This window comes from Aeromicrobium sp. SORGH_AS_0981 (assembly GCF_031453195.1).
Taxonomy (GTDB): Bacteria; Actinomycetota; Actinomycetes; order Propionibacteriales; family Nocardioidaceae; genus Aeromicrobium.
Window position 1 is genome coordinate 3,556,646 of sequence record NZ_JAVIZD010000001.1, and the last position, 24,261, is coordinate 3,580,906.

The following is a 24,261-nucleotide window of genomic DNA, read 5'->3' on the forward strand; positions in this document are numbered from 1 at the left end:
ACGAGCGCCCCAGCGGAGCCGTCGAGCATCGACGTCATGCACCCGACGACGACGCTCCGCGCGGCCTCACGACCCGCCGAGCCACCTCACGCCCCGACCCAGCGCGACACCGCCACCCGGCCCCTCGCCCGCCTCTGGCGCGGACGCCCCGAGGACCATCCCGCGGCCCGCCCCGCCCTGCTGCTCCTGCTCGCAGGAACAGCCGCGCTCTACCTGTGGGGCCTCGGCGCCTCCGGCTGGGCGAACTCGTTCTACTCGGCCGCCGCGCAGGCCGGCTCCGCGTCGTGGAAGGCCATGTTCTTCGCCTCCTCCGACGCTGCCAGCTCGATCACCGTCGACAAGACGCCGATGTCGCTGTGGGTGATGGCGCTGTCGGTGCGTCTCTTCGGCCTGTCGTCGTGGAGCATCCTCGTGCCCCAGGCGCTCATGGGCGTCGCGACGGTGTGGCTGCTGCACGGGACGGTGCGCCGGACCACCGGCAACGCCTGGGCCGGGATCGCCGCCGGGCTCGTCCTCGCCCTCACCCCGGTCGCGACGCTGATGTTCCGGTTCAACAACCCCGACGCCCTGCTCGTGCTCCTCCTCGTGGGCGCGACGGCCGCGACGCTGCGCGCTCTCGAGGACCCCGCCCGCGCGGTGCGCTGGCTCGTGCTCGCAGGCGCCCTCGTCGGGTTCGGCTTCCTGACGAAGATGCTGCAGGCCTTCCTCGTCCTGCCGGCGCTCGGTGGCGTCTACCTGCTCGCGGCCACCGTGCCGCTCTGGCGTCGTGTCGGGCACCTGCTCGTCGCGTTCGCGTCGATGGTCGTCGCGGGCGGCTGGTGGGTGCTCGCCGTCGAGCTGTGGCCCGCCTCGAGCCGACCCTGGATCGGCGGCTCGCAGAACAACTCGATCCTCGAGCTGACGCTCGGCTACAACGGCCTCGGACGACTGAACGGCAACGAGGTCGGCTCCGTCGGCGGTGGCGGCGGCGGCGCCGGTGGTGGCATGTGGGGCGAGACCGGCCTCACGCGGCTGTTCGACGCCGAGATCGGTGGTCAGATCGCCTGGCTGCTCCCTGCGGCCCTGCTCCTGCTCGGTCTCGGCCTGTGGTTCGCGGTGCGCTCCGGCCGGGGCTGGCGCTCCGCCCCGCACACCGCCGGGCTGGTCGTCTGGGGCCTGTGGCTCCTGGTCACGGGCCTGACGTTCAGCCTCATGGCCGGCATCTTCCACGCCTACTACACGGTGGCGCTGGCTCCCGCGATCGGCGCGGTCATCGGCATCGGCGGCCACCTGCTCTGGCGTCACCGCACCGAGCTGGTCGCGATCGTCGGCGCGGCGGCCGTGCTCCTCGCGACCACGGCCATGGCGGTCGTCCTGCTGCGACGTGCCGACGGGTTCCTGCCGTGGCTCGCGCCGACCGTCGCGGTCGCGGGCGTGCTCGTCACCGGTGCTCTCCTCGCGCTGCCGGTCGTCCGGCGTCGACTCCCCTACCGCGCCGCACGACACCTCGGCCTCGGCCTGGCCGGCGCCGCGGTGGTGACCATGCTCGCCGGCCCTGCCGTCTACGCGGTCGACACCGCCGCCTCGCCGCACACCGGCTCGATCCCCACCGCCGGGCCCGACACCGGTCGTGGCGGGCCGGGCGGCTTCGGCGGCGGCCGTCCCCCGGGCGGCTTCCCCGGTGGTCGTCCTGGCGCGACCGGCCAGCAGAACGCGCCCCAGGGCGCGCCCCAGGGCCAGGGCTTCCCCCAGGGTCCCGGACCCGCCCAGGGCCAGGGTCAGGGCCAGCCCCAGGGACAGGGCTCGCCCCAGGGCCGGACCGGCACCGGACAGAACGGCACCGGTCAGAACGGCCAGACGGGCGGAGCGGGCGCCGGTGGCCTGCTCGAGGGCTCGACCTCGTCGGCCGAGGTCGACGCGCTGCTCACGCAGGACGCCGACTCCTACACCTGGGTTGCCGCCGCCGTGGGCTCCAACAGCGCCGCCGGCTTCCAGCTGTCCACCGAGAAGCCCGTCATGGCGATCGGCGGGTTCAACGGCTCCGACCCCTCGCCCACCCTGAGCGAGTTCAAGCAGCTCGTCGCCGACGGCGAGATCCACTGGTTCATCGCCGGTGGGGGCGGCGGACGGGGCGGACCGAGTGCCAGCGGCAGCACGAGCACCGAGATCCAGGAGTGGGTCGAGGCGACGTTCACCGCACAGACCGTCGACGGCACCACGCTCTACGACCTCTCCGGAGGTGTCCAGTGAGCGCCGTGCTCGAGCCGGTCGTGTCGCCGGCGCGGCGCCTCGGCACCCTCGACGTCGTCATCCCGGTGTTCAACGAGGAACGCAGCCTCGTGGCCTCCGTCGAGGCGGTCGTCGCGCACCTGGAGGGCCTGCCCCTCGTCTCGACGGTGACGGTGGCCGACAACGCCAGCACCGACGGCACCGGCGAGCTCGCCGACGAGCTCGCCGCCGTCCACCCCACCGTCCGGGTCGTGCACCTGCAGGAGAAGGGGCGGGGTCGCGCGCTCAAGGCGGCGTGGTCGAGCTCGGACGCCGACGTCCTCGTCTACATGGACGTCGACCTATCGACCGACCTGAACGCGCTGCTGCCGCTCGTGGCGCCCCTGCTCACCGGTCACTCCGACCTGGCCATCGGCAGCCGGCTCGCCCGGACCTCGCGCACGGTGCGCGGACCGCGGCGCGAGATCGTCTCGCGCGGGTACAACTACCTGCTGCGCGGTGCGATGCGAGCCCGGTTCAGCGACGCGCAGTGCGGCTTCAAGGCGATCCGTCGCGACGTCGCCGACCGGCTCCTCCCCCTCGTGCACGACGACGCCTGGTTCTTCGACACCGAGCTGCTCGTGGTCGCGGAGCGGTCGGGGCTGCGCATCCACGAGGTGCCGGTCGACTGGGTCGACGACCCCGACAGCAGTGTCGACGTGCTCCGCACCGCGCTCGACGACCTGCGCGGCATGGCGCGGCTCGGCTGGTCGCTCGTGCGCGGCCGTGTGCCGGTGGGCGAGGTCGCCGCGGAGCTCGGCCGCGTCTCGCGGCAGGGTGCGGCCGGCGGGCTCTCCGCCCAGCTGGCCGGGTTCGCGGTCGTCGGCGTGCTCTCGACCCTGGCCTACGCGCTGCTCTACCTCGGGCTGCGCGGACCCCTCGGCGCGCAGGGCGCCAACGTGGCGGCCCTGCTGCTCACGACGGTCGCGAACACCGCCGCGAACCGACGCTTCACGTTCGGCGTCCGCGGTCCGGGCGGCGCCGCCGTCAACCAGCTGCAGGGCCTCGTGGTGCTCGGGGCAGGGATCGTGGTGACGAGCGGCGCCCTCGGCCTGCTGCACGAGGTGGCCGGCACGCAGCACCGCGGGCTCGAGGTGGTCGTGCTCACCGCGGCGAACCTGCTGGTCACCGTCGGGCGGTTCCTGCTCATGCGGGGGTGGATGTTCCGCCGGGGTGCGGCCCGGGCCGGGTGAGCCGACACGCCCGGTCGTGCGCGGTTGTCCCGCAACCAACGATCCGCAAGGATCGACGTGTGATGCCGCGCCCCGTCCGCCGTGCCCTGGCCGTGACCTCGGCCCTGCTCGCCCTCGGGGTGGTCGGGATCGTCGGGGTCGGGCCGGCCGCGGCGGAGGAGCCGGTCGACGTCAACGGCCAGATCACCGACCGCGCCGACGCCCTCGGCGACGACCGTGCAGAGGTCCAGGCCGCGCTCGACCGCTACTACCGCGACACCGGACGTCAGCTGTTCGTCGTGTACGTCCGGACCTTCGACGGGCTGACGGGTGCCGAGTGGGCGACGCGCGCCGCCGAGCGGTCGGGCCTTGGCCGCACCGACGTGCTGCTGGCGGTGGCGCTGGAGTCGCGGTCCTACGGCTACGACGCCGACAGCGACGAGCTCTCCGACGCCGACCTGGAGAAGGTCGACCGCGAGTACATCCTCCCCGCCCTGCGGCAGGACGACTGGGCCGGAGCCGCCACCGGCGCCGCCCGCGGACTCACCGAGGTCGATCGTGACACCGGCATCCCATGGGGCTGGATCGTCGGCGGCACGGCCGTCGTGGCCGCCGGCGCGGCGTACGGGGTCCACCGCTCACGCCGACGCTTCGACCACACCCACCCGGTGGTCGACGAGCACGGCCAGCCGGTCGACCCGGCGGCGATCCTCGACGACGACGAGCTCGAGGCCGCAGTGGCGGAGGCGCTCGTGGTGGTCGACGACGCACTGCAGAGCGCCGACCAGGAGGTCGGCTTCGCCGAGGCCCAGTTCGGCGACGCCGCCGCAGCCGACTTCCGGCGGACGGTCGAGGAGGGCCGGGCCACGTTGCGCGAGGCGTTCACGCTGCGCCAGCGTCTCGACGACGCCGAGCCCGAGACCGACGCCGAGCGTCGCGTGCTGCTGTCACGGGTGCTGCACCTCTGCGACACCGTCGACGACGCGCTCGACGCCCAGGTCGAGCGCCTCGACGCACTGCGCGACCTGCAGACCCGCGCGCCCGAGGTGGCCGAGACGCTGCAGCAGCGTCTCGACGCCGTCGTCGCGCGGCTGGCTCCCACCGCCGAGACCCTCCGGACCCTCCAGTCCGAGCACGCGGGCAGCGCGCTCGCCGCCGTCTCCAGCAACGTCACCCGGGCGGAGTCGCTCATCCGGAGCGCCACCGAGCAGCTCAGCCAGGCCCGCGCCGCGTTCGGCGGCTCCGACCACGCGACCGCGGCCGTGCGGCTGCGCACCGCGGAGGAGGCCACCGGCCAGGCCGTCGCCCTGCTCGACGCGGTCGACACGGCTCGCGACGACCTCGCGCGCGCCGCCGACGCCACCGACGACCTGCTCGCCCAGGTGACGGCCACGGTCTCCGCCGTGTCCACCTACGTCGAGACGCACCGCGGCGCCGTCGGCAGCACCGCCCGCACGCGGCTCTCGGAGGCCGGTCGGCTGCGCGACGCCGGGCGGCAGGCCTTCCACACCGACCCCGACGAGGCGACGCGGACGCTGGAGCGCGCCGCCGGGCTCGTCAAGGAGGCGCAGACGAGCGCCGAGGCCGACGTGGCCGCCTGGCGCGCCTCGTCGGCACCGAGCGACGACCTCTCCCTCGGCGGGATCCTCGGCGGCCTCGCCCTGGGCTCGGGCAGCCGTGGCCGCGTCCGACGCTCCGGCCGCACGACCCGCTCGAGCAGCCGCGTCGGCAGCCGCCGCACCAGCAGTCCACGTCCCAGCAGCAGACGGACCCGTCGCAGCGGCGGCGGACGGTTCTGACTCCCGACACCACCCCGCACGTCCCACCGGAAGAGAGAGCACCATGGCCCAGAAGCAGTCGATCCTCGGTCGCATCGCCCAGCTGACCCGCGCGAACGTGAACGCGATGCTGGACAAGGCCGAGGACCCCGAGAAGATGCTGGACCAGCTGGTCCGCGACTACACCAACAGCATCGCCGAGGCCGAGGACGCCGTGGCCCAGACGATCGGCAACCTGCGACTCGCCGAGGCCGACCACGCCGAGGACGTCGCCGCCGCCAAGGAGTGGGGCGCGAAGGCGATCGCCGCGTCGCAGAAGGCCGACGCCCTGCGGGCCGCCGGCCAGCCGTCGGAGGCCGACCGTTTCGACCAGCTCGCGAAGGTCGCGCTCGGCAAGCAGATCGGCTTCGAGAACGAGGCCAAGACGGGCGCCCCCGCGATCGCCCAGCAGAACGAGACGGTCGAGAAGCTCAAGACCGGGCTCGTGACGATGCGCAGCCGGCTCGACGACCTCAAGACCCGTCGCGACCAGCTCGTCGCGCGCCAGAAGACGGCCGCTGCGCAGGCCCAGGTGCAGGAGGCGGTCGGCTCGATCAACGTCCTCGACCCCACGAGCGAGCTGTCCCGCTTCGAGGAGAAGGTGCGGCGCGAGGAGGCTCGCGTCGCCGGCCACGCCGAGCTGCAGGCCTCGAGCCTCGACGCGCAGTTCGAGGAGCTGGAGGCCGACACGACCCAGCTCGAGATCGAGGCACGCCTCGCGGAGCTCAAGGGCCAGCTCGGCACGTCGTCGGCGCCGCAGGTCGAGTCCGCCCCCGAACAGCCCGCCTCCTGAGCGCAGAACTGCAAGGATGACGCCATGAAGATCAACGAGACCCACTCCTACGGCGACGCCGACGTCGAGGCCGTGTTCGGCCTCATCTCCAGCGAGGCCTTCCGCACCGAGGCTGCCGAGGACGCCGGCGCGAGCGACATCGACGTCGACGTCACCGAGTCCGGCGGGGCCGTGACGATCACGATCGTGCGCACCCAGCCCGCCGAGATGCCCGACTTCGTCAAGAAGCTCACCGGCGACACCGTCAAGGTCAAGCAGACCGAGAAGTGGAGCAAGCCGGAGTCCGACGGCAGCCGCAAGGCCGACGTGAAGGTCAGCATCATCGGCCAGCCTGCCGAGATGCTGGGCACGGCCGTCCTGGAGGCCAAGGGTGGTGGCACCTCGTTCACCGTCGCCGGTGACGTGACGGTGAAGATCCCGTTCATCGGCAAGAAGATCGAGCCCGAGGTCGCCAAGGCGATCAAGGGCTCGCTCAAGCACGAGGTCGAGCTGGGCAAGACCCGCCTCTGACCCGGCAGGACCGCCCCGCCCGCGGTCCGCGCACGAGGGCCCCCGACCGTTCCGGTCGGGGGCCCTGCTGCGTGGTGCGCGGCTCAGCCCAGCAGGCCGAGGACTGCCTCGAGCTCCTGCGGGGCGTACCAGGCGAGGTTGCCGCTGCCGTCAGCGTCCACGTGCAGGGCCTCGACGTCGGCCAGGGTCACGTCGGCGGTCGACCCGTCGGCCGCCTGCGCCACCTCGGCCACGACGACGACCGGACCGTCCTCCGCCGCGGCCTCCAGCGCCTCGAGCTCGTGCTGCTCGTCGTCGGACTCCGCCGCGACGACCTCGCCGTCGAGCGGGCTGCCGTCGCGCAGGGCGCGCAGCCGCTCGGCGTCGACCCCGACCCACACCCGCACGCTCATGCCTTCCTCGGCTTCTGCCGGCCACGCGGGGCCCGACCCCGCCGCGGTCCGACGGTCTCGACCAGCTCCTCGAGCGCCTCCTCGATGCACTGCCCCAGGACGTCGACGTCGGGCACGGCCTCGCGGTCGGCGACGATCCCGAAGAACACGCCCCCGTGGTAGGACGTGACACCGATGGACACCACACGCTGGTCGATGAGCGGGATGGCCGGGTACACCTCGGCCACCTGCTCCCCCGCCATGTAGACGGGCTCCTGCGGGCCGGGCACGTTGGTGATCGTCAGGTGGTGCCCGCGCGACGTCTCGGTCGCGGCGACGCGGGCGCCCACAGCGTGGAACGTCGACGTGGCGAAGCCGGGCAGGCTGGCCAGCTGGTTGGCGGCGACGGCCGACCCGGTCTCACGGTGGTCCTTCAGGGCGTACGACACCTGGTGCAGGCGCACGACGGGGTTGGTCTCGCCGACCGGCAGCGAGAGCAGGTGTCCGCGCACCTTCGAGCCGAGCGACGTCGGGAGCCCGTCGTCGGCGGCGACCGACATCGGCACCATGGCGCGGAAGCTCGTCTTGGCCGTGACCGGCTCGGCGCGGGTCAGCATCCAGCCGCGGATGCCGCCCGTGATGACGGCGAGCACGACGTCGTTGACGGTGCCGCCGTGCTGGTCGCGCACCCGTCGGTACTCGTCGAGGCAGGTCGAGACGGTCGTGAACCGTCGGTGGCGCGACAGCGTGCCGGAGAGGACGCCGCGCTGCGACGGCGCGCCCGCACCGATGACCGGCAGGTGCCGCGCGACGCGTCCGACGTTCATCTCGGCGATCCGCAGCGCCTCGCCCGGGTGGCGCACGTTGCGCTCGAGCGTGGCGGCGACGACGCCGAGCGGACCAGGCCGCGGGTGCGGGTTCCAGTCCTCGTGCGGGATGTCGCGGACCCGGTCGGTCTCCTCCAGCAGCACCTGCGCGAGGTCGATCGTCTCCGAGCCGTCGACGAGCGCCTGGTGCGCCTTGAACAGCAGCGCCTGGCTGCCGTCCTCCAGGCCCTCGATGAGGTAGAGCTCCCAGAGCGGGCGGTCGAGGTCGAGGCGACGGGCCACGAGCCGACCGACCAGCTCGTGCAGCGCGTCGCGCGTGCCCGGGCGGGGCAGCGCGGAGCGGCGGACGTGCAGGGAGATGTCGAAGTCCTCGTCGTCGGTCCACAGGGGCGTGCCGAGCGCGCCCGGGACCTTCCGCGGCACCTGGCGGTACCGCGGGACGATGTCGAGTCGTTCGTTGATGACGCCGATGAGTCGGTCGTAGGTGAGCGAGCCGCCGGGCTCCAGGATCGCCAGCGAGGCGATCTGGCGGGGCACGTCCGGGCTGTCCAGGTTCAGGAACATCGCGTCCAGAGGACTCAGGCGCTGCATCTCACTCCTCGCAGATCCCGACGAACCTACCACCGGTATCGACGTCCGGCGTGCGGCGTGGTTCACGTCGTGGGTGCGGCGAGCGTCACGGGACGGACGCGGGTCACCAGCGTCGCGAGCGTCTGGGCGGAGGCCGCCAACGCCGACCTCGGGTCGACCTCCGTGAGGGTCGCTCCGCGCAGCGCGGCGGTGTCGACCGTGGGCCCGTCCTGGGGCAGCGCGACGAGCGGTCGGACACCGGCGAGCCGGTGGACCGTCGAGGCCAGCTGCTCCACGCTCCACCCGATCGAGTCACGCACCTGGTTGAGCACCACCACCGGCTCGTCCGGCACCACGTCGCGCAGGTCGTGCAGCCCCCGGACCAGACGCGTCAGTCCGACGGGGTCGGCCCGGCCCACCACGACGACGACGTCGGCGACCTGCAGCGCGGTGACGGTGGCCTGGTCGCGACCACCTCCCGGACCGTCGGGCGCCTCCAGGCACGCGGCGACGTCGACGACGACGGCGTCGTGCGTGTCGGCCAGGCGTCGCAGCACGCGCTCGAGGGGCGCCGCCCGCACGTGCACCCACATGTCGGGGCGGGGCAGCCCGGTGAGCACGGCGAGGCCGTCGCGGACGACCTGCAGGTGGTCCTCGACCTGCTCGTCGTGGCCCTGGTTCGCCACCCGGCAAGCCGCCATCAGGCCCGACACCTCGTCGAGCAGCCCGAGCTGCTGAGCCTGGGCACCGCCGCTGGTGTCGGCGTCGACGAGCACGCAGCGCCGACCGGCGCGCGCCATCGCGTCGGCCAGCGCGAGGGCGACGGTGCTGCGCCCGGGCGCGCCCTGCGGCCCCCACACGGCCACGACCAGTCCACCGCGCGGCGGCTCCGTCGCGACGCCCGTCCGGTCCGGCGGCTCGTCCGCGACGGGTCCGTCGTCGGGGCGCAGCCGGACCGTCCGCAGCGCCGAGACCACGTCGTCGCTCGCGCCCACGGCGTCGGCGCCCAGGGCGGACGCACGGTCGGCAGGGCCGAGCCCGACGACCCGCACGCCCGCGGCGCGGACGGCGCGCACGGCCTCGACGTCGAGCCCCGGCACCGACAGGTCGACCGCGGCCACGGCGACGTCGCCCGTCTGCGCCACGGCGATGAGCTCCGCGACGTCGACGCAGCGACGGACGAGCTGCAGGTCAGGCGCAGCCTCGACGGCGCGTACCACCGCCGCCTCCCAGCCCGCGCCCGCGGCCGCCAGCACGACGCGTCGCGTCGGGGAGGGGGTCACGAGCGCCGCACGATCGTCACGTGGCCGGACGTCAGTCGGGCCAGCGTCGCACCGTCGAGGTCGGGTCCGACGTCGACGAGCACGGTCCGCGCGCCGCCGGACGCCCCGACGGCCCCGGCCCGCACGACGGGCACGCCCTCGAGCAGCAGCCGCGCCGGACCGGAGTCGGTCGCGCCGGGGTCGGCGTCGGGCGACGGACCGACCCAGACGTCGACCCGCTCCCCCGCACGCAGGTCGTCGGGCGCGGCTCCGAGCGCGACGGACAGCGGCAGCTCGGCGGTGGCCGTCGCGCCGTCGGCGACCAGGTCGGCCCGGCCGACGAGGGCACCCTCGGCACCGGCCCGCGACCACTGCAGCGTCTCGAGCCGGCCCGGGAGCGCCTGGTCGGTGCGCAGCAGGGCGCCGGCCGCGTCGCCGTCGACCCGGGCGCGGGTCTCGACCAGGTCGCCGCGCCGGACCGGGTCGCCCGCCTCCACGTCACGGCTCAGCGCCCAGTACGGCTGGGTGTCGTCGGCGGCGGCGACCACGGACGCGCCGAGCACCGTCGCGCCGAGCACGAGCAGCACCCCGAGGACCAGCCGCGGGTCCGTCCAGGGCTGCTGCCTCAGCCGCGCGGCGGGCCCTCCCGACGCCCCCGCCGGTACCGCTCCGGTCCTGCTCACGTCGCCACCTCGCCGTGGCCCCCGCCCGATCAGCATGGCCCGTTTCTACTGCGATGGCAGCGATGTCGTCCAGCACGGGGGTGTGGATCGGGACGCCCGTCCACAGCCCCGAGACCGTCACGGCCGGTGACACCAGGCCGTGGGACCATGGGCCCATGTCCGACGCGACTCCTCGGTTCCTCACCCTCGCCGACGTGGCCGAGGTGCTGAACGTGACGGTGCGCCAGGTGTACGCGCTCGTGCGCTCGGGCGAGCTCAAGGGCATCCAGATCGGCGGCCGGAACCAGTGGCGGGTCGAGAACGACCAGCTCGAGGACTACATCCGCCGCCAGTACGCCCGAGCCGAGCAGGCGGTCGCCGAGCTGTCGGACGCCGACCTCGCCGACCAGCCCGACGACGTCACGCGCTGACGCCGGCCAGCCCGGCAGGCTCATCGGCCCAGCGGGTCATCGGTCCAGGGTGACGACGGCCAGGGCCCGCAGGGGGACGAGCAGGTCACGCTCGGCGGTGCGCAGCACGACACCCCCGTCGACGACTCGTGCCACCTGCGCGCGCAGCGTCGCGCCGTCGGTCCGCACCACCCGGACCTCGTCGCCGTCGTCCCGCAGCCGTCGGAGCACGTGCGGCCAGCCCAGCCGGGCGTCGACCGTGGACGGCGCCGGGGCGCGTCCGTCGGTGCGCACCCCGGTGACCGCGTCGACCGCGACCACGTGCTCGACGCCGCCGGCGTCGAGGCGCACGAGCCGGTCGTTCGCGAACCCGACCTCCCCGACCAGCCGACCGGCGCCCAGCAGCTCCAGCTCCACGTGACCCCCGAGGAACGAGCGCCACGGCGTCCGTGACCACTCCTCGTCGCGGAGCTCGGCGACCAGCGCGTCGCGCTCGAGGAGGGCGTCGTCGTCGAGCGACGCCTCGAGCTCGGCGAAGAGACGCTCCCAGCGCATGCCAGCACCGTACCTCCGTCCCATCTCCGGCCTCACCTGTGCACGGGGCCTTGACCATGCCCGTCTAGCGACCTTCGATGTCATCAAACGTCGTCAAACGTCAGGAAAAGACATCATGCGTCTTCGATGGTCCGGTCACCTGTGCTGGCTCGTCTCCGTCCTGGTGCTCCTCGTCCGGGGGCCGTCGATGGAGGGCACCCTCGCGCGACTGGAAGCAGCATCGTTCCCGACGGCCCTCACCTCCCTGCTCGAGCTCGTCCTCCTCGCGGTCGCGGCATGGGCCGCCGTCGCGCTCGGCCTCGGTCTCGTCGGTGGCCGTGCGACGCTCGTCGCGGCGCGGCTGCTGCCCCGTGCCGTCCGGGGCGCGCTGGCGGCCGGCGTCGTCACCACGCTGTCGGTCGGCACTGCGCACGCCACTGCGTCGCCCTCCCCCGACCCAAGGCCCGCCGCGACGACGCTCGACGGCCTCGTGCTCCCCGACCGCCCCACCTCGGGGGTCCACGACGCTCCGCCGACGGGACCACCGACGCGACCGGCCCCCGACGCGGACACGGTGGTGGTGGCGCCGGGCGACTCGCTGTGGAGCATCGCCGCCTCGCACGCGGGACCCCGCGCGAGCGTCGCCGACGTCGCCTCGTCTACCGAGCGGTGGTACCGGGAGAACCGCGACGTGGTCGGCCCCGACCCGGACCTGCTCCAGCCAGGACAACGCCTCACGGCACCGCGGGAGTCGGCATGAGGACGTCGACGGAGCTGCGCTCGCCCGCCCGGTTCGTCACGGACGAGGACGCCCTGCCGGCGCAGCTCCCGCTGCCGCTGCCCGGCTCGCCCACCTCCGTCGTGCCGGTGCCGCAGACCCGTGACGGGGAGGAGCTCGCCCGGCAGCTGCGGGCACCGCTGGCCCGCTTCATGCAGGGCGTGACCGAGGTGCTGTGCGGCGGTCGGCCCGCGCGGCAGCTGTCGGCGTGGATGACGCCCGACGCGCACCGCGCCCTGGTGACGGCGCTCGTGCGGCAGGGTCGCGTCCCCACGCGGCAGGACCGCCGCCCCGCGGGCGGTCGGCTCGCGTCGGTGCACCTGTCGGTCGTGAGCGAGCGGGCCGTCGAGGTCACGGGCCGCATGGTGCACCGAGGACGTTCGCACGCGATCGCCGTCCGCCTCGAGCTCGTCACGTCGCCGCGCGGCCGCCCGGTCTGGACCTGCACCGCGCTCGAGTGGGCCTGATCCGCCCGGACGAGACGATGAAGGGCCCGCACCGTGGAGACGGTGCGGGCCCTTCGACGCGGGCGGTGCCGGTCAGCGGTTGCGCTTGCGCGACTGGCGCGCCGCCTTCGACTTCTGCCGTGCCTTCGACTTCTGGTTGGCCTGACGCTGCTTGTCGCCGGCAGGCTCCTCGGTGTCGCTGTGCACCTCGACGTCACCGTCCTCCGAGGGCGCGGAGTAGGACAGCTTCTGCTCGCCCTTCGGCTCCAGGCCCTTGGCCTGCAGGTGCGGGTGCTCCTCGTCGTCGGTCGGGGTCTCCTCGACCTGGACGTCGAGGTTGAACAGGAAGCCGACGGACTCCTCGGCGATGCCGTCCATCATGGCGCTGAACAGCTCGTAGCCCTCGCGCTGGTACTCCACCAGCGGGTCGCGCTGGGAGTAGGCACGCAGGCCGATGCCCTCGCGCAGGTAGTCCATCTCGTAGAGGTGCTCGCGCCACTTGCGGTCGAGGACGCTGAGCACCACGCGACGCTCCAGCTCGCGGGTCACCGGGGCGCCGAGCTCCTCCTCGCGACGGTCGTACGCCGTGAGCGCGTCGGCGGTGATCGTCTCGACGAGCGACTCGCGCGAGAGCGCCTCACGGCCGCCCGCCTCGTCCTCGACCTCCTCGATCGTGAGCGACACCGGGTAGAGCGTCCGCAGCGCGGTCCACAGCTGCTCGAGGTCCCACTGCTCGGGGAAGCCCTCGGTGGCACCGTTCACGTAGCCCGTGACGGTGTCGGTGATCATCGTGCGCACCTGGTCCTCCAGGTCGGCGCCCTCGAGCACCTTGCGCCGCTCGCCGTAGATGACCTCGCGCTGACGGCTCATCACGTCGTCGTACTTGAGGATGTTCTTGCGGGTCTCGAAGTTCTGCGCCTCGACCTGCGTCTGGGCCGACGCGATGGCGTTGGTGACGCGCTTGTTCTCGATCGGCACGTCGTCCGGGATCTTCATCGTCTGCAGGACCCAGTTGACCCAGTCGGCCTTGAACAGGCGCATGAGGTCGTCCTCGAGCGACAGGTAGAAGCGGGTCTCGCCCGGGTCGCCCTGGCGTCCGGACCGGCCGCGCAGCTGGTTGTCGATGCGTCGGGACTCGTGCCGCTCGGTGCCGATGACGGCGAGGCCGCCGGCGGCCTGCACGGCCTCCTTCTCCTCGGCGACCTGCGCCTCGATGCGCTCCAGCGTGGCCGGCCAGGCGGCCGAGTACTCGTCGGCGTTCTCGAGCGGGTCGAGACCCTGCTTGCGCAGCTCGGCGTCGGCCAGGAACTCGACGCTGCCGCCGAGCATGATGTCGGTGCCTCGACCGGCCATGTTGGTGGCGACGGTGACGGCGCCGCGGTGACCGGCGACGGCGACGATCGCGGCCTCGCGCTCGTGCTGCTTGGCGTTGAGCACCTCGTGCGGGATGCCGCGCTTCTTCAGCAGCTTGGACAGCCGCTCGCTCTTCTCGACGCTCGTGGTGCCGACCAGGATCGGCTGGCCCGTGGCGTGGCGCTCCTCGATGTCGGCGACGACGGCGTCGAACTTCGCGGCCTCCGTGCGGTAGACGAGGTCGGGCTGGTCGATGCGCGCGACCGGCTTGTTGGTCGGGATCGGGACGACGCCGAGCTTGTAGGTCTTGTCGAACTCGCTCGCCTCGGTCATGGCCGTACCGGTCATGCCGCCGAGCTTGTCGTACAGGCGGAAGTAGTTCTGCAGCGTGATCGTGGCGAGGGTCTGGTACTCCTCGCGGATGCGCACGCCCTCCTTGGCCTCGATCGCCTGGTGCAGGCCCTCGTTGTAGCGGCGGCCGTCGAGGATGCGTCCGGTGTGCTCGTCGACGATGATCACGTTGCCGTCGATGACGACGTAGTCCTTGTCGCGCTTGAACAGCTCCTTGGCCTTGATGGCGTTGTTGAGGAAGCTGATCAGCGGGGTGTTCACCGCGTCGTAGAGGTTGTCGATGCCGAGCTGGTCCTCGACCTTGTCGATGCCCTCCTCGGTGACGGAGACGGTGCGCTTCTTCTCGTCGACCTCGTAGTGGGTGTCGATCGTCATGGCGCCGACGATGCGCGCGAACTCGCCGTACCACTTGACCTCGTCCTCGGTGGGGCCCGAGATGATGAGCGGCGTGCGCGCCTCGTCGATGAGGATCGAGTCGACCTCGTCGACGATGGCGAAGTTGTGCCCGCGCTGGACGCAGGCCGCGATGTCGTCGGCCATGTTGTCGCGCAGGTAGTCGAAGCCGAACTCGTTGTTCGTGCCGTAGGTGATGTCGCACGCGTAGGCGTCGCGACGCTCCGGGGGCGTCATGTTCGGCAGGATCATGCCGACGCTGAGGCCGAGGTAGGTGTAGACGCGGCCCATCCACTCCGCGTGGTAGCGCGCCAGGTAGTCGTTGACGGTGATGACGTGGACGCCCTTGCCCGACAGCGCGTTGAGGTAGCTGGGCAGGGTCGCGACGAGGGTCTTGCCCTCACCGGTCTTCATCTCGGCGATGTTGCCGAGGTGCAGCGCGGCGCCGCCCTGGACCTGCACGTCGAAGTGACGCTGTCCGAGCACGCGGCTGGCCGCCTCGCGCACCGTCGCGAACGCCTCGGGCATGAGGTCGTCGAGGGTCTCGCCCTGGTCGAGCCGCTCCCGGAACTCGGCGGTCATGCCGCGGAGCTCGTCCTCGCTCATGGCGCGGAACTCGTCCTCGAGGGCGTTGACCTGCTTCGAGATCGCGGCGAGCTGACGAAGGATCTTGCCTTCGCCGGCGCGGAGGATCTTGTCGATGACCTTGGGCACGGTGGACGCACTCCTGAGTTGGTGAGACGGACCTCTCGCAGTGTATGCCGCGGGACCAGCACGGCGGGCACGGGTGGCGCGCCGACGGCTACACGACCGTGCGGACGTCCGCCGCGAGGTCGCCCCGCTCGCCGACCTCGACGGCGCCGAGGCCCAGCCAGCGCGCCATGGTCCGCAGCTCCTCGGCCAGCTCGACCGCGGTGTCGGCCGGGGCGCCGGGCTCGGACCAGGCCCCGTGGACGACGAGCGTGCCGCGCGCACGGTCCGCCTTGAGGTCGACCCGCGCGACGATCGCGTCGCCGAGCAGGAAGGGCAGCACGTAGTAGCCGTACTCACGCTGCGCCTCGGGCACGTAGATCTCGATGCGGTAGCGGAAGCCGAAGAGGCGCTCGGTGCGCTCGCGCTCGAAGACGAGCGGGTCGAAGGGGCTGAGGAGCGTCCGGGCGCGGACCGCGCGCGGGCGCGTGGCCTCGTGGTGCAGCCACGCCGGTCGGTCCCAGCCCTGCACGTGCACGGGCAGCAGCACACCTGCGTCGGCGAGGTCCTCGACGGCGGCGCGGGTCGGCTCCGGCGCCGACCGGAAGTAGTCGCGCAGGCATGGGAGGGTCGCGACGCCGTGGGCGCGGGCCGCGTGCTCGACCATCACGCGGTGCGCCTCGGCCTCGTCGAGGGCGGGGCGCGCGAGGACGTCGGCCGGGATGACCCGTTCAGGGAGGTCGTACTCGCGCTCGAACTGCGCCGTGCGGCGCGCCGACGTCAGGCGTCCGCCGTGGAACAGGAACTCGAGGGCGTTCTTCGTGGCCGTCCAGTTCCAGCCCCAGTGCGACCGGTCGCGCTCGCGCTCCTGCCCGAGCGCGGCGTCGACCTGGCGCGCGGTGAGCGGACCGTGCTCCGCGACGTGCGCCAGCACGGCCTCGACGAGCTCCGGCTGCTCGCGGGCGATGCGGTCGGGCCCGCCCCACAGCCCGCGCCGTGACGCCATGCGGTGCTGCATGGCGGGCCACAGGTCGACGTCGACGAACGTGGCCACGTGCGCCCAGTACTCGAACATGAGCCGCGGCGACCGGCCGGCCGCCCGGTGGAACAGCTCGAGGTCGTAGGGGCCGCACCGCGAGTACAGCGGGAGGTGGTGGGCCCGCTGGAGCACGTTGACCGAGTCGATCTGGAAGAAGCCGAGCCGGCGCAGCGTGCTGCGCAGGTGGGGTCGTCCGACGGCGGTCGGGCGTGCGCGGGTGAACCCCTGCGCGGCGAGCGCGACCCGACGGGCCTGCAGCGTGGTGAGACGTTCGGTCACGTCGAGCATCCTGCCGGGCGGCACCGACACCGGCGCCGCGGCCCTGCCTGGGACCCCAGGACGGGGCTCGGACCGCGGCTCAGACCGGGTCGTCGAGCAGGTTGCTGCGCACGGCGTACATGGCGGCCTCCATGCGCGACTTCATCTGCAGCTTCTCGAGCATGTTGCGGATGTGGTTCTTGACCGTGTTCTCGCTGATGAACAGCTCCTCGGCGATCTCGCGGTTGCTGAGCCCCTTGGCGACGAGCCGCAGGACCTGCAGCTCGCGGGCGGTCAGCTGCGCGGTGGCGGGAGCCGGGCTGCGCGACATCTGGACGAACTCGTCGAGGAGCTTCGTCGCCATGCTCGGGCTGATCAGCGACTGGCCGGCCGCGACGAGGCGGACGGCCTCGGCGACCTGGTCGTAGGTCGAGCCGTCCTTCAGCAGGTAGCCCGACGCACCGCTGCGGATCGACTCGTAGAGGTCGGACTCCTCGTCGCTCGCGGTGAGCATGATGATGCCCGTCGACGGCGAGATCGACTTGATGGTCTTGCAGACCTCCACGCCGGAGCGCCCCGGCATCCGCACGTCGAGGAGCACCACGTCGGCTGGTGTCTCCTCGACGGCCGCGATGGCCTGGTCGCCGTCACCGACCTCGACGAGCTCGAGGTCGGCATCGGCGCCCAGGACCATCGACACGCCGCGCCGGAAGAGCTCCTGGTCGTCGACGAGCAGCACGCGGATGCGGGGCGCCCGAGAAGTCACCCGTGCATCATGCCACGCACGAGCGGCATCCGTCAGGGGGCGACGTCGCCCGACAGGTCGCCGGACTCGTCGACGTCGAGGTGGATGACTCCGTAGTCGTAGCCCTTGCGGAGGTACACGACGCTGGGTCGCATCGAGTCCTTCTCGAGGAACAGGTAGAAGTCGTGACCGACGAGCTCCATCTCGTACAGCGCCTGCTCGAGGGTCATGGGGACACCCTGGTGCGTCTTCTCGCGCACCACGAGCGGGCAGTCGCCCTGCACCTGCACGCCGGCGATCGTGGTGGTCTCGACGTCGGTGTCGTCGCCGGACCCGTCGAGCAGGCCCGACGGCACCTCCGCGGGCATCTCCGCGATCGAGACGGGCCGGCGCTTGCCGTGGCTGATGCGCTTGCGGTCGGCGGCGCGCCGCAGCCGGGCCTCGAGCTTGTCGATGGCCGCGTCGAGCGCGGAGTGCTGGTCGGTCGAGCTGGCCTCGGCCCGGACCGCCGGGCCTCGTGACCGGAGGGTCATCTCCACGCGCGCGGCCTGCTCGTGCTGCCGCGGGTTCTTCTCGTGGGTGACCTCGACCTCGACACGGTTGATCTTCTGGCGCTGGTCGTACTTCTCGACCCGGTGCAGCTTCTCCTCGACGTGCTGGCGGAACCGGTCGGAGATCTCGCTGTTGCGGCCGTTGACGACGATTTCCATGGGGGCCTCCCTGCGCTCGGTCGTGCGTTGTCTACATGCCACCGAACTTAGACCGACCGGCGCGCGGACACCAGAGGAACACGGAGTTCCTCGACCACCTTCAGGAACCGGCCGCCGTCGGGGCGGGTCGCGCGGCGGCGACGGCAGCCCCGAGGACGCTGGTGCCGTCGGCCGCCAGCACCCGCACCGCCTCGGCAAGGGTCGCGCCGGTGGTGACGACGTCGTCGACGAGCACGACGTCGGCGGTCCCCGGCACCGCGCGGCGCGACCGACGCAGCGCGCCGTCGAGGTTGGCCCGACGCTCGCGCGCGCCCAGTCCCACCTGGTCGTGCGGCTGCCGCTCGATGGCGAGGGCGGGCACGACCACGGCCGGCAGGCCGACGTCGGCCAGCACCTTCGCGGCGTGCCCGGCGGCCTGGCCGACGAGGTCGCCGCCGCGACGCCGACGGCTGCGCCGGGTCGTCGGCACGGGCACGAGCACGACGCGGTCCCCGGGGTCGAGAGCGCACACCGACGCGGCGAGGAGCGTCCCGAGCACGGGAGTCAGCCGCGTGTGCCCGCGTCGCTTCCACGCGAGCACCACCTCGCGCAGCACGCCGTCGTGCTCGCCCGAGGCCACGACGGGCACCGGTGCGCCGACGACGAGTCGCGGGCAGGGCCGCAGCGCCGCACGGCACCGGCGGCACAGGTCGAGCGCGACCCGCCCGCACCCGGCGCACGCGGCCCCGAGGGCGAGGTCGGCCGCCGCGAGCCAGGAGTCCATGCAGCCAGCCTCGACCGCTCGGGGCACGGGTCCTCTCCCTCGTCGCGGTCCTGTGGACGGCGCCGCCCCGGAGCCGGCGACGTTCAGGCGCCTGGGGACAGCGACGCGACGCGGGTGATGCCGAGCCGGGTCCAGGTCGAGTCGGGGCCGAGGTACCAGAGCCGGTCACGCCGGTCGACGGCCCAGCGTCGCTCCCCCTCCACGACGAGCGTCCGCGGTGCGACGTCGGGCAGGATCGGCGCCCCGCCCGCGGCGCCCCCCTCGAGGGACGTGCCGTCGACGAGGCCCTCGAAGACCTGACGGCCGAGCTCGGTGTCGCCGAAGAACGCGAGCCGCACGCCGTCGACGAACCCGACCGACGACGGCCGCCCGACCTGCCAGGGCAGGGCGCGGCTGGGTCCGAGCCCGACCAGGGCGTCGTCGCCCGAGCGCCGGACCGCACCCACCCGCACGCGACCGTCGACGCCGGCCGTGGTCACCGCGTACCGCGCGCCGTCGGGAGAGATCGCGAAGGAGGTGACGTCGAGGCCCGCGAGACCGCCGAGCGGGAGCACGCGCGTGGCCTGCGGCTCGACGACCCGGACACGCGGGCCGGCGCCGGGACGGTCGACGACGACGAGCGTGTCGTCCGTGGTCCACCAGGCGGAGACCAGCCGGTCGACGGCCACCTCGACGCGGTCCGTCCCCGACGTGCGACGCACGAGCAGCCGCTCGCGGTCGCGCGAGAGGGTCGCGAGCCGCTCCGGGCCGACCACCAGGTCGGCGGTCTCGTCGGGGTCGACGTCCCAGGCGGCAGGCAGGTCGCGCAGACGGCGACCGTCGAGCTCGGCCGCCTCGCGACGCCGGCCGTCGACCACGACGTACGGCTCGGTCTGCTCACGGGGGCCGTAGCGGGACCAGGAGCCCATCGACTGCACGGCGCCTCCGGTCGGCGTCAGGGTGGTCGACCCCGCGCCGACCCGCACGCCCTTGACGTCGGACACCTGGCGCAACGTCCAGACCAGCTGGGCCGACAGACGGCCCTGGTCGATCGGCGAGAGGTCGGCGGCGGACGTGCCGAGGTCGACCTCGGCCACGCCGTCGCGGTCGACGGGCACCGCCGGTCGCAGGTCGCCCAGCCCGGGCAGGTACGTGCGCTGCTGCGCCCCGGGGTCGGAGGGGCCGCGCGCGAGGGAGGCGACGAGAGCGGTGGCCAGCTGCTCCCCCGCCGGCAGGTGGACGGCCGAGGCCACGAGGCGCGACCCCGTCGGGTCGAAGAAGTAGACCTGGAAGGCCCGGTAGTAGTCGGTGTAGAACTTGTCGGACACGAGCAGCCCGGGCGGCGGCTCGGAGATCCGCCACTCGCCGTCGACCCGCTGCAGGGCGAGGTCCCAGCTCGCCGCGCCGGCTCCCTCGGCGACCCGCCCCGACGGGCCCAGTCGCAGCACGCGCTGCGTCGAGAGGCGGACCCGTGCCGACGTGGTCCCCGTCCGCAGCTCCGCGACCGAGGGGTCCCGGTACACCTGCGTGCCGGCAGCGGGGTTCCAGCGTCGCGCCGCGTCCTCCGTCAGGTAGCGCTCGGCGACACCGGTCGAGGGCGGGAACGCCAGCATCGCGTCGAGGTAGCCCGCGACGACCTGCTGCGGCGTGGCCCCTCGGCTCGGCGGCGCCGGCGCGTAGAGGGCGGTGCTCTGCTCGAAGCCCTCGTTCTCCCGCACCTGCCGCACCGGGCCGCCGGTGGGGATCGCCGAGCACGCGGACACGACGGCGAGGAGCACCACGACGGCGGTCGCGCGGACGGCGCGCGTCACGCGAACACCCGCTGGACGACCGGGGCGGGCGCCGTGCTGCGTCGGGCGGGGTCGACGACGCGCGGGAGCGTCAGCACGAACTCGCTGCCCTCGCCGGGACGACCCCACGCCTGCAGCGTCCCGCCGTGCAGCACCGCGTCCTCGCGCGCGATCGCCAGCCCCAGCCCGGTACCACCCTGGGTGCGGGCCGGGTCGGCCCGCCAGAAGCGGTCGAAGACCCGCAGGTTCTCGTCACCGCGCAGCCCGACGCCGAAGTCGCGCACCGCGATCGACACGGCGAAGCCGTCCTGGGCCACCTCGATCTCCACCACGTCGGAGCCGCTGTACTTCACCGCGTTCGCGAGCAGGTTGCGCACCACCCGGTCGATGCGGCGGATGTCGGCCTGCACGACCGCCGGCCGGTCGGCCCCCACCGTGCGGCCGACGATCCCGGCCCGCTCCAGCAGCGGGTCGCTCGCGGCCGCACGCGCCACCCGCGCCAGGTCGACGTCGGCGAGGTCGAGCCGCGCGGCTCCCGCGTCGAAGCGGCTCAGGTCGAGCAGCTGGGTGAGCAGCTCCTCGAAGCGGTCGAGCTCACGCTTGAGCAGCTCGGCCGAGCGCGCGCTCTGCGGGTCGAACCGGTCGCGGGCGTCGAAGAGCAGCTCGCTGGCCATCTGCACCGTCGTGAGCGGTGTCCGGAGCTCGTGGGAGACGTCGGAGACGAACCGCTGCTGCAGCCGCGAGAGGTCCTCCAGGCGTCGGATCTGGCTCTGCAGGCTGGCCGCCATCTGGTTGAACGACGTGGAGAGCCGCGCGATGTCGTCCTCGCCGCTCACGTGCATGCGCTGCTCGAGGCTGCCGGCGGCGTACCGCTCGGCAATGCGTCGGGCCAGTCGCACGGGCGTGAGCACCTGCCGCGACACGATGAACGCCACGCCGCCCACCATGACCACCATCGCCAGACCGCCGACCAGGAGCGCGTTGCGCACCAGGCTGAGCGTCTGCTGCTGCTCGGTGAGCGGGAAGAGGTAGAAGAGCGCGTAGGTGTCGCCGGTGCCGGGTGCCCGCAACCGGCTGCCGACGACGACGGCCGGACGCGAGCCCGACCCGATGAGCGACAGCTCGGAGTAGCGCCAGAAGACCCCCGGTCGCTCGATCACCTGGCTGCGCAGGTCGGGCGGCAGCGAGCCGGGCGCGAGCCGCCCGGACGCGCGGACCGGCGGTGCCCCGCTGCCCGAGCGGAGCGGTCCCTCCAGCACCAGCTCGTAGGACCGGCTGCCGCTGTCGGTCTCGGTGACCGCGTCGACGAGCTGGGTCAGGGTGGCGGCCTGGGCCTGCGGCTGGGTCTCGACCGCGACGTCGAGCTCGGCCTGCGCCTTCTCGAACCCGCTGCGCGCCTCCGCGACCGCGCTCGCCGTGCGACTGCTCGTGAGCCCGTCGGCGATCTGCTGCAGCAGCGCCCACCCGACGATCGCGACGACGGTGGCCACCAGCAGCACGGTGCTCGTGACCACCCGGGCCTGCAGCGATCGTCGCCACAGCCCGGTAGCCCGCCGGATCACGCCGGCCGGCCCGTCATGGGGCCGGTTCGTCGACGAGCGGCGTGGGCGCGATGGCCTGGTAGCCGACGCCGCGCACCGTCCGGATCACCTGCGGCGACTCGGCGTCGTCCTCGATCTTGGAGCGCAGACGGGTCATGTGCACGTTCACGAGCTTGGTGTCGCCCGGGTGGTGGTAGCCCCAGACCCGCTGCAGCAGCACCTCGCGCGTGAACACCTGGTCGGGGTTGGACAGCAGGCAGGCGAGCAGGTCGAACTCCAGCGGCGTCAGGTCGAGCGCGCGACCCGCCCGGCTGACGGTGTGCGCACCGGGGTCGAGCTCGATGTCGCCGAACACGAGCGGCTCCCCGACGGCGTCGTTGCGGCGCAGCCGGGCGCGCACGCGCGCCACGAGCTCGGTGTTCTTGAAGGGCTTGGTGATGTAGTCGTCGGCCCCGGCCTCGAGGCCCCGCACCACGTCGAGGGTGTCCGACTTCGCGGTGAGCATGATGATCGGCACCCCCGACGTCGCGCGGATGCGACGGCAGACCTTCATCCCGTCCTGCCCGGGCAGCATGAGGTCCAGCAGCACCACGTCGGGCTTGAAGGACGTGAACACGTCCATGACCTCGTCGCCCGTGCGACAGACCGAGGTGGTGAGCCCCTCGGCCTGGAGCACGATGGTCAGCATCTCGGCGAGCGAGGCGTCGTCGTCGACGACGAGGACGCGGTCGCGCTTGCTGCGTCGGTAGCTCATCGCGACCCGCCCCTCACCTGGTGCCGGACCATCGTGCTCCGCTCGGTCGTGCTCAGTAGCGGTAGTGGTCCGACTTGTACGGACCGGCGACGTCGACGCCGAGGTAGGCGGCCTGCTCCTTGCTGAGCTCGGTCAGCTCGACGCCGAGGGCGTCGAGGTGCAGGCGGGCGACCTCCTCGTCGAGGTGCTTCGGCAGCACGTGGACGCCGAGCTCGTACTGGTCGGCCTTCGTGAACAGCTCGACCTGCGCCAGCACCTGGTTGGTGAAGGAGTTGCTCATGACGAACGACGGGTGACCGGTGGCGTTGCCGAGGTTCATGAGGCGACCCTCCGACAGCACGATGATCTTCTTGCCCGGCTGGCCGTCCTCGCCCGGGAAGATCCACTGGTGGACCTGGGGCTTGATCTCGTCCTTGACGATGCCGGGGATCTTGGCCAGGCCGGCCATGTTGATCTCGTTGTCGAAGTGGCCGATGTTGGCGACGATCGCCTGGTTCTTCATCGCCTCGAAGTGCTCGACCCGGATGATGTCGAAGTTGCCGGTCGTGGTGATGAAGATGTCGGCGTAGTCGACGACCGACTCGAGGCGCTTGACCTCGTAGCCGTCCATGGCGGCCTGCAGGGCGCAGATCGGGTCGATCTCGGTGATGATGACGCGGGCACCCTGGCCGCGCAGCGACTCCGCCGAGCCCTTGCCGACGTCGCCGTAGCCGCAGACGACGGCGACCTTGCCGCCGATCATGACGTCGGTGGCGCGGTTCAGGCCGTCGACGAGGGAGTGGCGGCAGCCGTACTTGTTGTCGAACTTGCTCTTGGTGACGGAGTCGTTGACGTTGATCGCGGGGAACAGCAGCGTGTTCTCCTTGAAGCGCTCGTACAGACGCAGCACGCCGGTGGTGGTCTCCTCCGAGACGCCCTTGATCATCGGGGCGCGGTTCGTCCAGCGCTGCGGGTCGGCCTCGAGCGAGCGGGCCAGCACGCGCAGGACCTCCTTGAACTCCTCGTTGTCGGTGGAGTCCAGCGGCGGCACGGCGCCGACCTTCTCGTACTCGACGCCCAGGTGCAGCAGCATCGTGATGTCGCCACCGTCGTCGAGGAGCATGTTCGGGCCGCCCTCGGCAAAGTCGAAGACCTTCTCGGCCTCGTCCCAGTACTCGGCGAGCGTCTCGCCCTTCCACGCGAACACCGGGACGCCCTGCGGGTCCTCGGGGGTGCCGTGCGGGCCGACGACGACGGCCGCGGCGGCGTGGTCCTGGGTGGAGAAGATGTTGCAGGTCGCCCAGCGGATGTCGGCACCGAGCGCCGCGAGCGTCTCGATCAGCACGGCCGTCTGCACCGTCATGTGCAGCGAACCGGCGATGCGGGCGCCCTTCAGGGGCTGGTCGGCGCCGAAACGCTCGCGCATGGCCATGAGGCCGGGCATCTCGTGCTCGGCGAGCTCGATCTCCTTGCGCCCGAACTCGGCGAGCGACAGGTCAGCGACGTTGAAATCCATG

Annotated in this window: 22 protein-coding genes; 8 read left to right on the forward strand and 14 right to left on the reverse strand. The window is 73.0% G+C overall.

Translation table 11 applies throughout. The features are described from left to right. The first annotated feature begins 36 nt into the window (after positions 1 to 36). The 5 genes from QE370_RS17590 (at position 37) to QE370_RS17610 (ending at position 6,539) form a co-directional block, all read left to right on the forward strand. The gene (locus QE370_RS17590) at positions 37 to 2,229 is read left to right on the forward strand and encodes a glycosyltransferase family 39 protein (RefSeq protein ID WP_309635157.1); all 2,193 of its coding nucleotides are present in this window, start codon (positions 37 to 39) and stop codon (positions 2,227 to 2,229) included. After that, a complete protein-coding gene (locus tag QE370_RS17595) occupies positions 2,226 to 3,440 on the forward strand; it encodes a glycosyltransferase (RefSeq protein WP_309635158.1) in 1,215 nt (404 codons plus the stop codon). The genes QE370_RS17590 and QE370_RS17595 overlap by 4 nt, the downstream gene beginning before the upstream one ends. Before the next feature lie 62 nt (positions 3,441 to 3,502). Further along, complete coding sequence (locus QE370_RS17600) at positions 3,503 to 5,218, forward strand: TPM domain-containing protein (protein WP_309635279.1); 1,716 nt, start codon at positions 3,503 to 3,505, stop codon at positions 5,216 to 5,218. 43 nt (positions 5,219 to 5,261) lie between these two features. Continuing rightward, the gene (locus QE370_RS17605) at positions 5,262 to 6,029 is read left to right on the forward strand and encodes a PspA/IM30 family protein (RefSeq protein WP_309635159.1); all 768 of its coding nucleotides are present in this window, start codon (positions 5,262 to 5,264) and stop codon (positions 6,027 to 6,029) included. A 24-nt stretch (positions 6,030 to 6,053) separates the two neighbouring features. Next, the gene (locus QE370_RS17610; protein WP_253027260.1) at positions 6,054 to 6,539 is read left to right on the forward strand and encodes a DUF2505 domain-containing protein; all 486 of its coding nucleotides are present in this window, start codon (positions 6,054 to 6,056) and stop codon (positions 6,537 to 6,539) included. A gap of 83 nt (positions 6,540 to 6,622) precedes the next feature. Here the strand turns inward: QE370_RS17610 and QE370_RS17615 are convergent, their stop codons facing one another. The 4 genes from QE370_RS17615 to QE370_RS17630 all read right to left on the reverse strand — a co-directional run bounded on the left by QE370_RS17615 (position 6,623) and on the right by QE370_RS17630 (position 10,252). Further along, complete coding sequence (locus QE370_RS17615; protein WP_309635160.1) at positions 6,623 to 6,931, reverse strand: hypothetical protein; 309 nt, start codon at positions 6,929 to 6,931, stop codon at positions 6,623 to 6,625. Then, positions 6,928 to 8,328 (reverse strand): wax ester/triacylglycerol synthase family O-acyltransferase, encoded by a 1,401-nt coding sequence (locus QE370_RS17620; RefSeq protein WP_256475775.1) that lies wholly within the window; start codon positions 8,326 to 8,328, stop codon positions 6,928 to 6,930. Before QE370_RS17620 ends, QE370_RS17615 begins: the two co-directional genes overlap by 4 nt. Before the next feature lie 62 nt (positions 8,329 to 8,390). After that, positions 8,391 to 9,590 (reverse strand): hypothetical protein, encoded by a 1,200-nt coding sequence (locus QE370_RS17625; RefSeq protein WP_309635161.1) that lies wholly within the window; start codon positions 9,588 to 9,590, stop codon positions 8,391 to 8,393. Next, entirely contained in the window at positions 9,587 to 10,252 is a 666-nt protein-coding gene (locus QE370_RS17630; protein WP_309635162.1) for a hypothetical protein, read from the reverse strand. Before QE370_RS17630 ends, QE370_RS17625 begins: the two co-directional genes overlap by 4 nt. A gap of 155 nt (positions 10,253 to 10,407) precedes the next feature. Between QE370_RS17630 and QE370_RS17635 the strand changes: the two genes are divergently transcribed. Continuing rightward, positions 10,408 to 10,662: a helix-turn-helix domain-containing protein gene (locus QE370_RS17635; RefSeq protein ID WP_286689691.1), complete on the forward strand. Its 255-nt coding sequence runs from the start codon at positions 10,408 to 10,410 to the stop codon at positions 10,660 to 10,662. A 36-nt stretch (positions 10,663 to 10,698) separates the two neighbouring features. On the opposite strand, the gene QE370_RS17640 is transcribed toward QE370_RS17635, so the two are convergent. Then, positions 10,699 to 11,196 (reverse strand): hypothetical protein, encoded by a 498-nt coding sequence (locus tag QE370_RS17640; protein WP_309635163.1) that lies wholly within the window; start codon positions 11,194 to 11,196, stop codon positions 10,699 to 10,701. Positions 11,197 to 11,311: 115 nt separating this feature from the next. Between QE370_RS17640 and QE370_RS17645 the strand changes: the two genes are divergently transcribed. Both QE370_RS17645 and QE370_RS17650 read left to right on the forward strand, forming a co-directional pair. Further along, positions 11,312 to 11,935, forward strand: a complete 624-nt coding sequence (locus tag QE370_RS17645) for a LysM domain-containing protein (protein WP_309635164.1) — start codon at positions 11,312 to 11,314, stop codon at positions 11,933 to 11,935. Continuing rightward, positions 11,932 to 12,420 carry an Rv3235 family protein gene (locus QE370_RS17650; protein WP_253027063.1) on the forward strand — a complete coding sequence of 163 codons (489 nt, stop codon included), beginning with the start codon at positions 11,932 to 11,934 and terminating at the stop codon, positions 12,418 to 12,420. The genes QE370_RS17645 and QE370_RS17650 overlap by 4 nt, the downstream gene beginning before the upstream one ends. A 72-nt stretch (positions 12,421 to 12,492) precedes the next feature. On the opposite strand, the gene secA is transcribed toward QE370_RS17650, so the two are convergent. The 9 genes from secA to ahcY form a co-directional block, all read right to left on the reverse strand. Further along, positions 12,493 to 15,198 (reverse strand): preprotein translocase subunit SecA, encoded by a 2,706-nt coding sequence (gene secA, locus QE370_RS17655; RefSeq protein WP_309635280.1) that lies wholly within the window; start codon positions 15,196 to 15,198, stop codon positions 12,493 to 12,495. A gap of 100 nt (positions 15,199 to 15,298) precedes the next feature. Continuing rightward, complete coding sequence (locus tag QE370_RS17660; protein WP_374208338.1) at positions 15,299 to 16,504, reverse strand: winged helix-turn-helix domain-containing protein; 1,206 nt, start codon at positions 16,502 to 16,504, stop codon at positions 15,299 to 15,301. 79 nt (positions 16,505 to 16,583) lie between these two features. After that, complete coding sequence (locus tag QE370_RS17665) at positions 16,584 to 17,249, reverse strand: response regulator transcription factor (protein WP_236749822.1); 666 nt, start codon at positions 17,247 to 17,249, stop codon at positions 16,584 to 16,586. A gap of 32 nt (positions 17,250 to 17,281) precedes the next feature. Further along, positions 17,282 to 17,938 carry a ribosome hibernation-promoting factor, HPF/YfiA family gene (gene hpf, locus QE370_RS17670; protein ID WP_286689695.1) on the reverse strand — a complete coding sequence of 219 codons (657 nt, stop codon included), beginning with the start codon at positions 17,936 to 17,938 and terminating at the stop codon, positions 17,282 to 17,284. A gap of 100 nt (positions 17,939 to 18,038) precedes the next feature. Next, the gene (locus QE370_RS17675; RefSeq protein ID WP_309635165.1) at positions 18,039 to 18,701 is read right to left on the reverse strand and encodes a phosphoribosyltransferase family protein; all 663 of its coding nucleotides are present in this window, start codon (positions 18,699 to 18,701) and stop codon (positions 18,039 to 18,041) included. 83 nt (positions 18,702 to 18,784) lie between these two features. Continuing rightward, positions 18,785 to 20,491, reverse strand: a complete 1,707-nt coding sequence (locus QE370_RS17680; RefSeq protein ID WP_309635166.1) for a GerMN domain-containing protein — start codon at positions 20,489 to 20,491, stop codon at positions 18,785 to 18,787. Further along, positions 20,488 to 22,032 carry an MtrAB system histidine kinase MtrB gene (mtrB, locus tag QE370_RS17685; protein WP_308207081.1) on the reverse strand — a complete coding sequence of 515 codons (1,545 nt, stop codon included), beginning with the start codon at positions 22,030 to 22,032 and terminating at the stop codon, positions 20,488 to 20,490. Before mtrB ends, QE370_RS17680 begins: the two co-directional genes overlap by 4 nt. 13 nt (positions 22,033 to 22,045) lie before the next feature. After that, on the reverse strand, positions 22,046 to 22,765 hold the full coding sequence (gene mtrA / locus QE370_RS17690; RefSeq protein ID WP_067855469.1) for an MtrAB system response regulator MtrA: 720 nt from the start codon (positions 22,763 to 22,765) through the stop codon (positions 22,046 to 22,048). 52 nt (positions 22,766 to 22,817) lie between these two features. Beyond that, a complete protein-coding gene (ahcY, locus tag QE370_RS17695; RefSeq protein WP_309635167.1) occupies positions 22,818 to 24,260 on the reverse strand; it encodes an adenosylhomocysteinase in 1,443 nt (480 codons plus the stop codon). Between the last annotated feature and the right edge of the window lies 1 nt (position 24,261).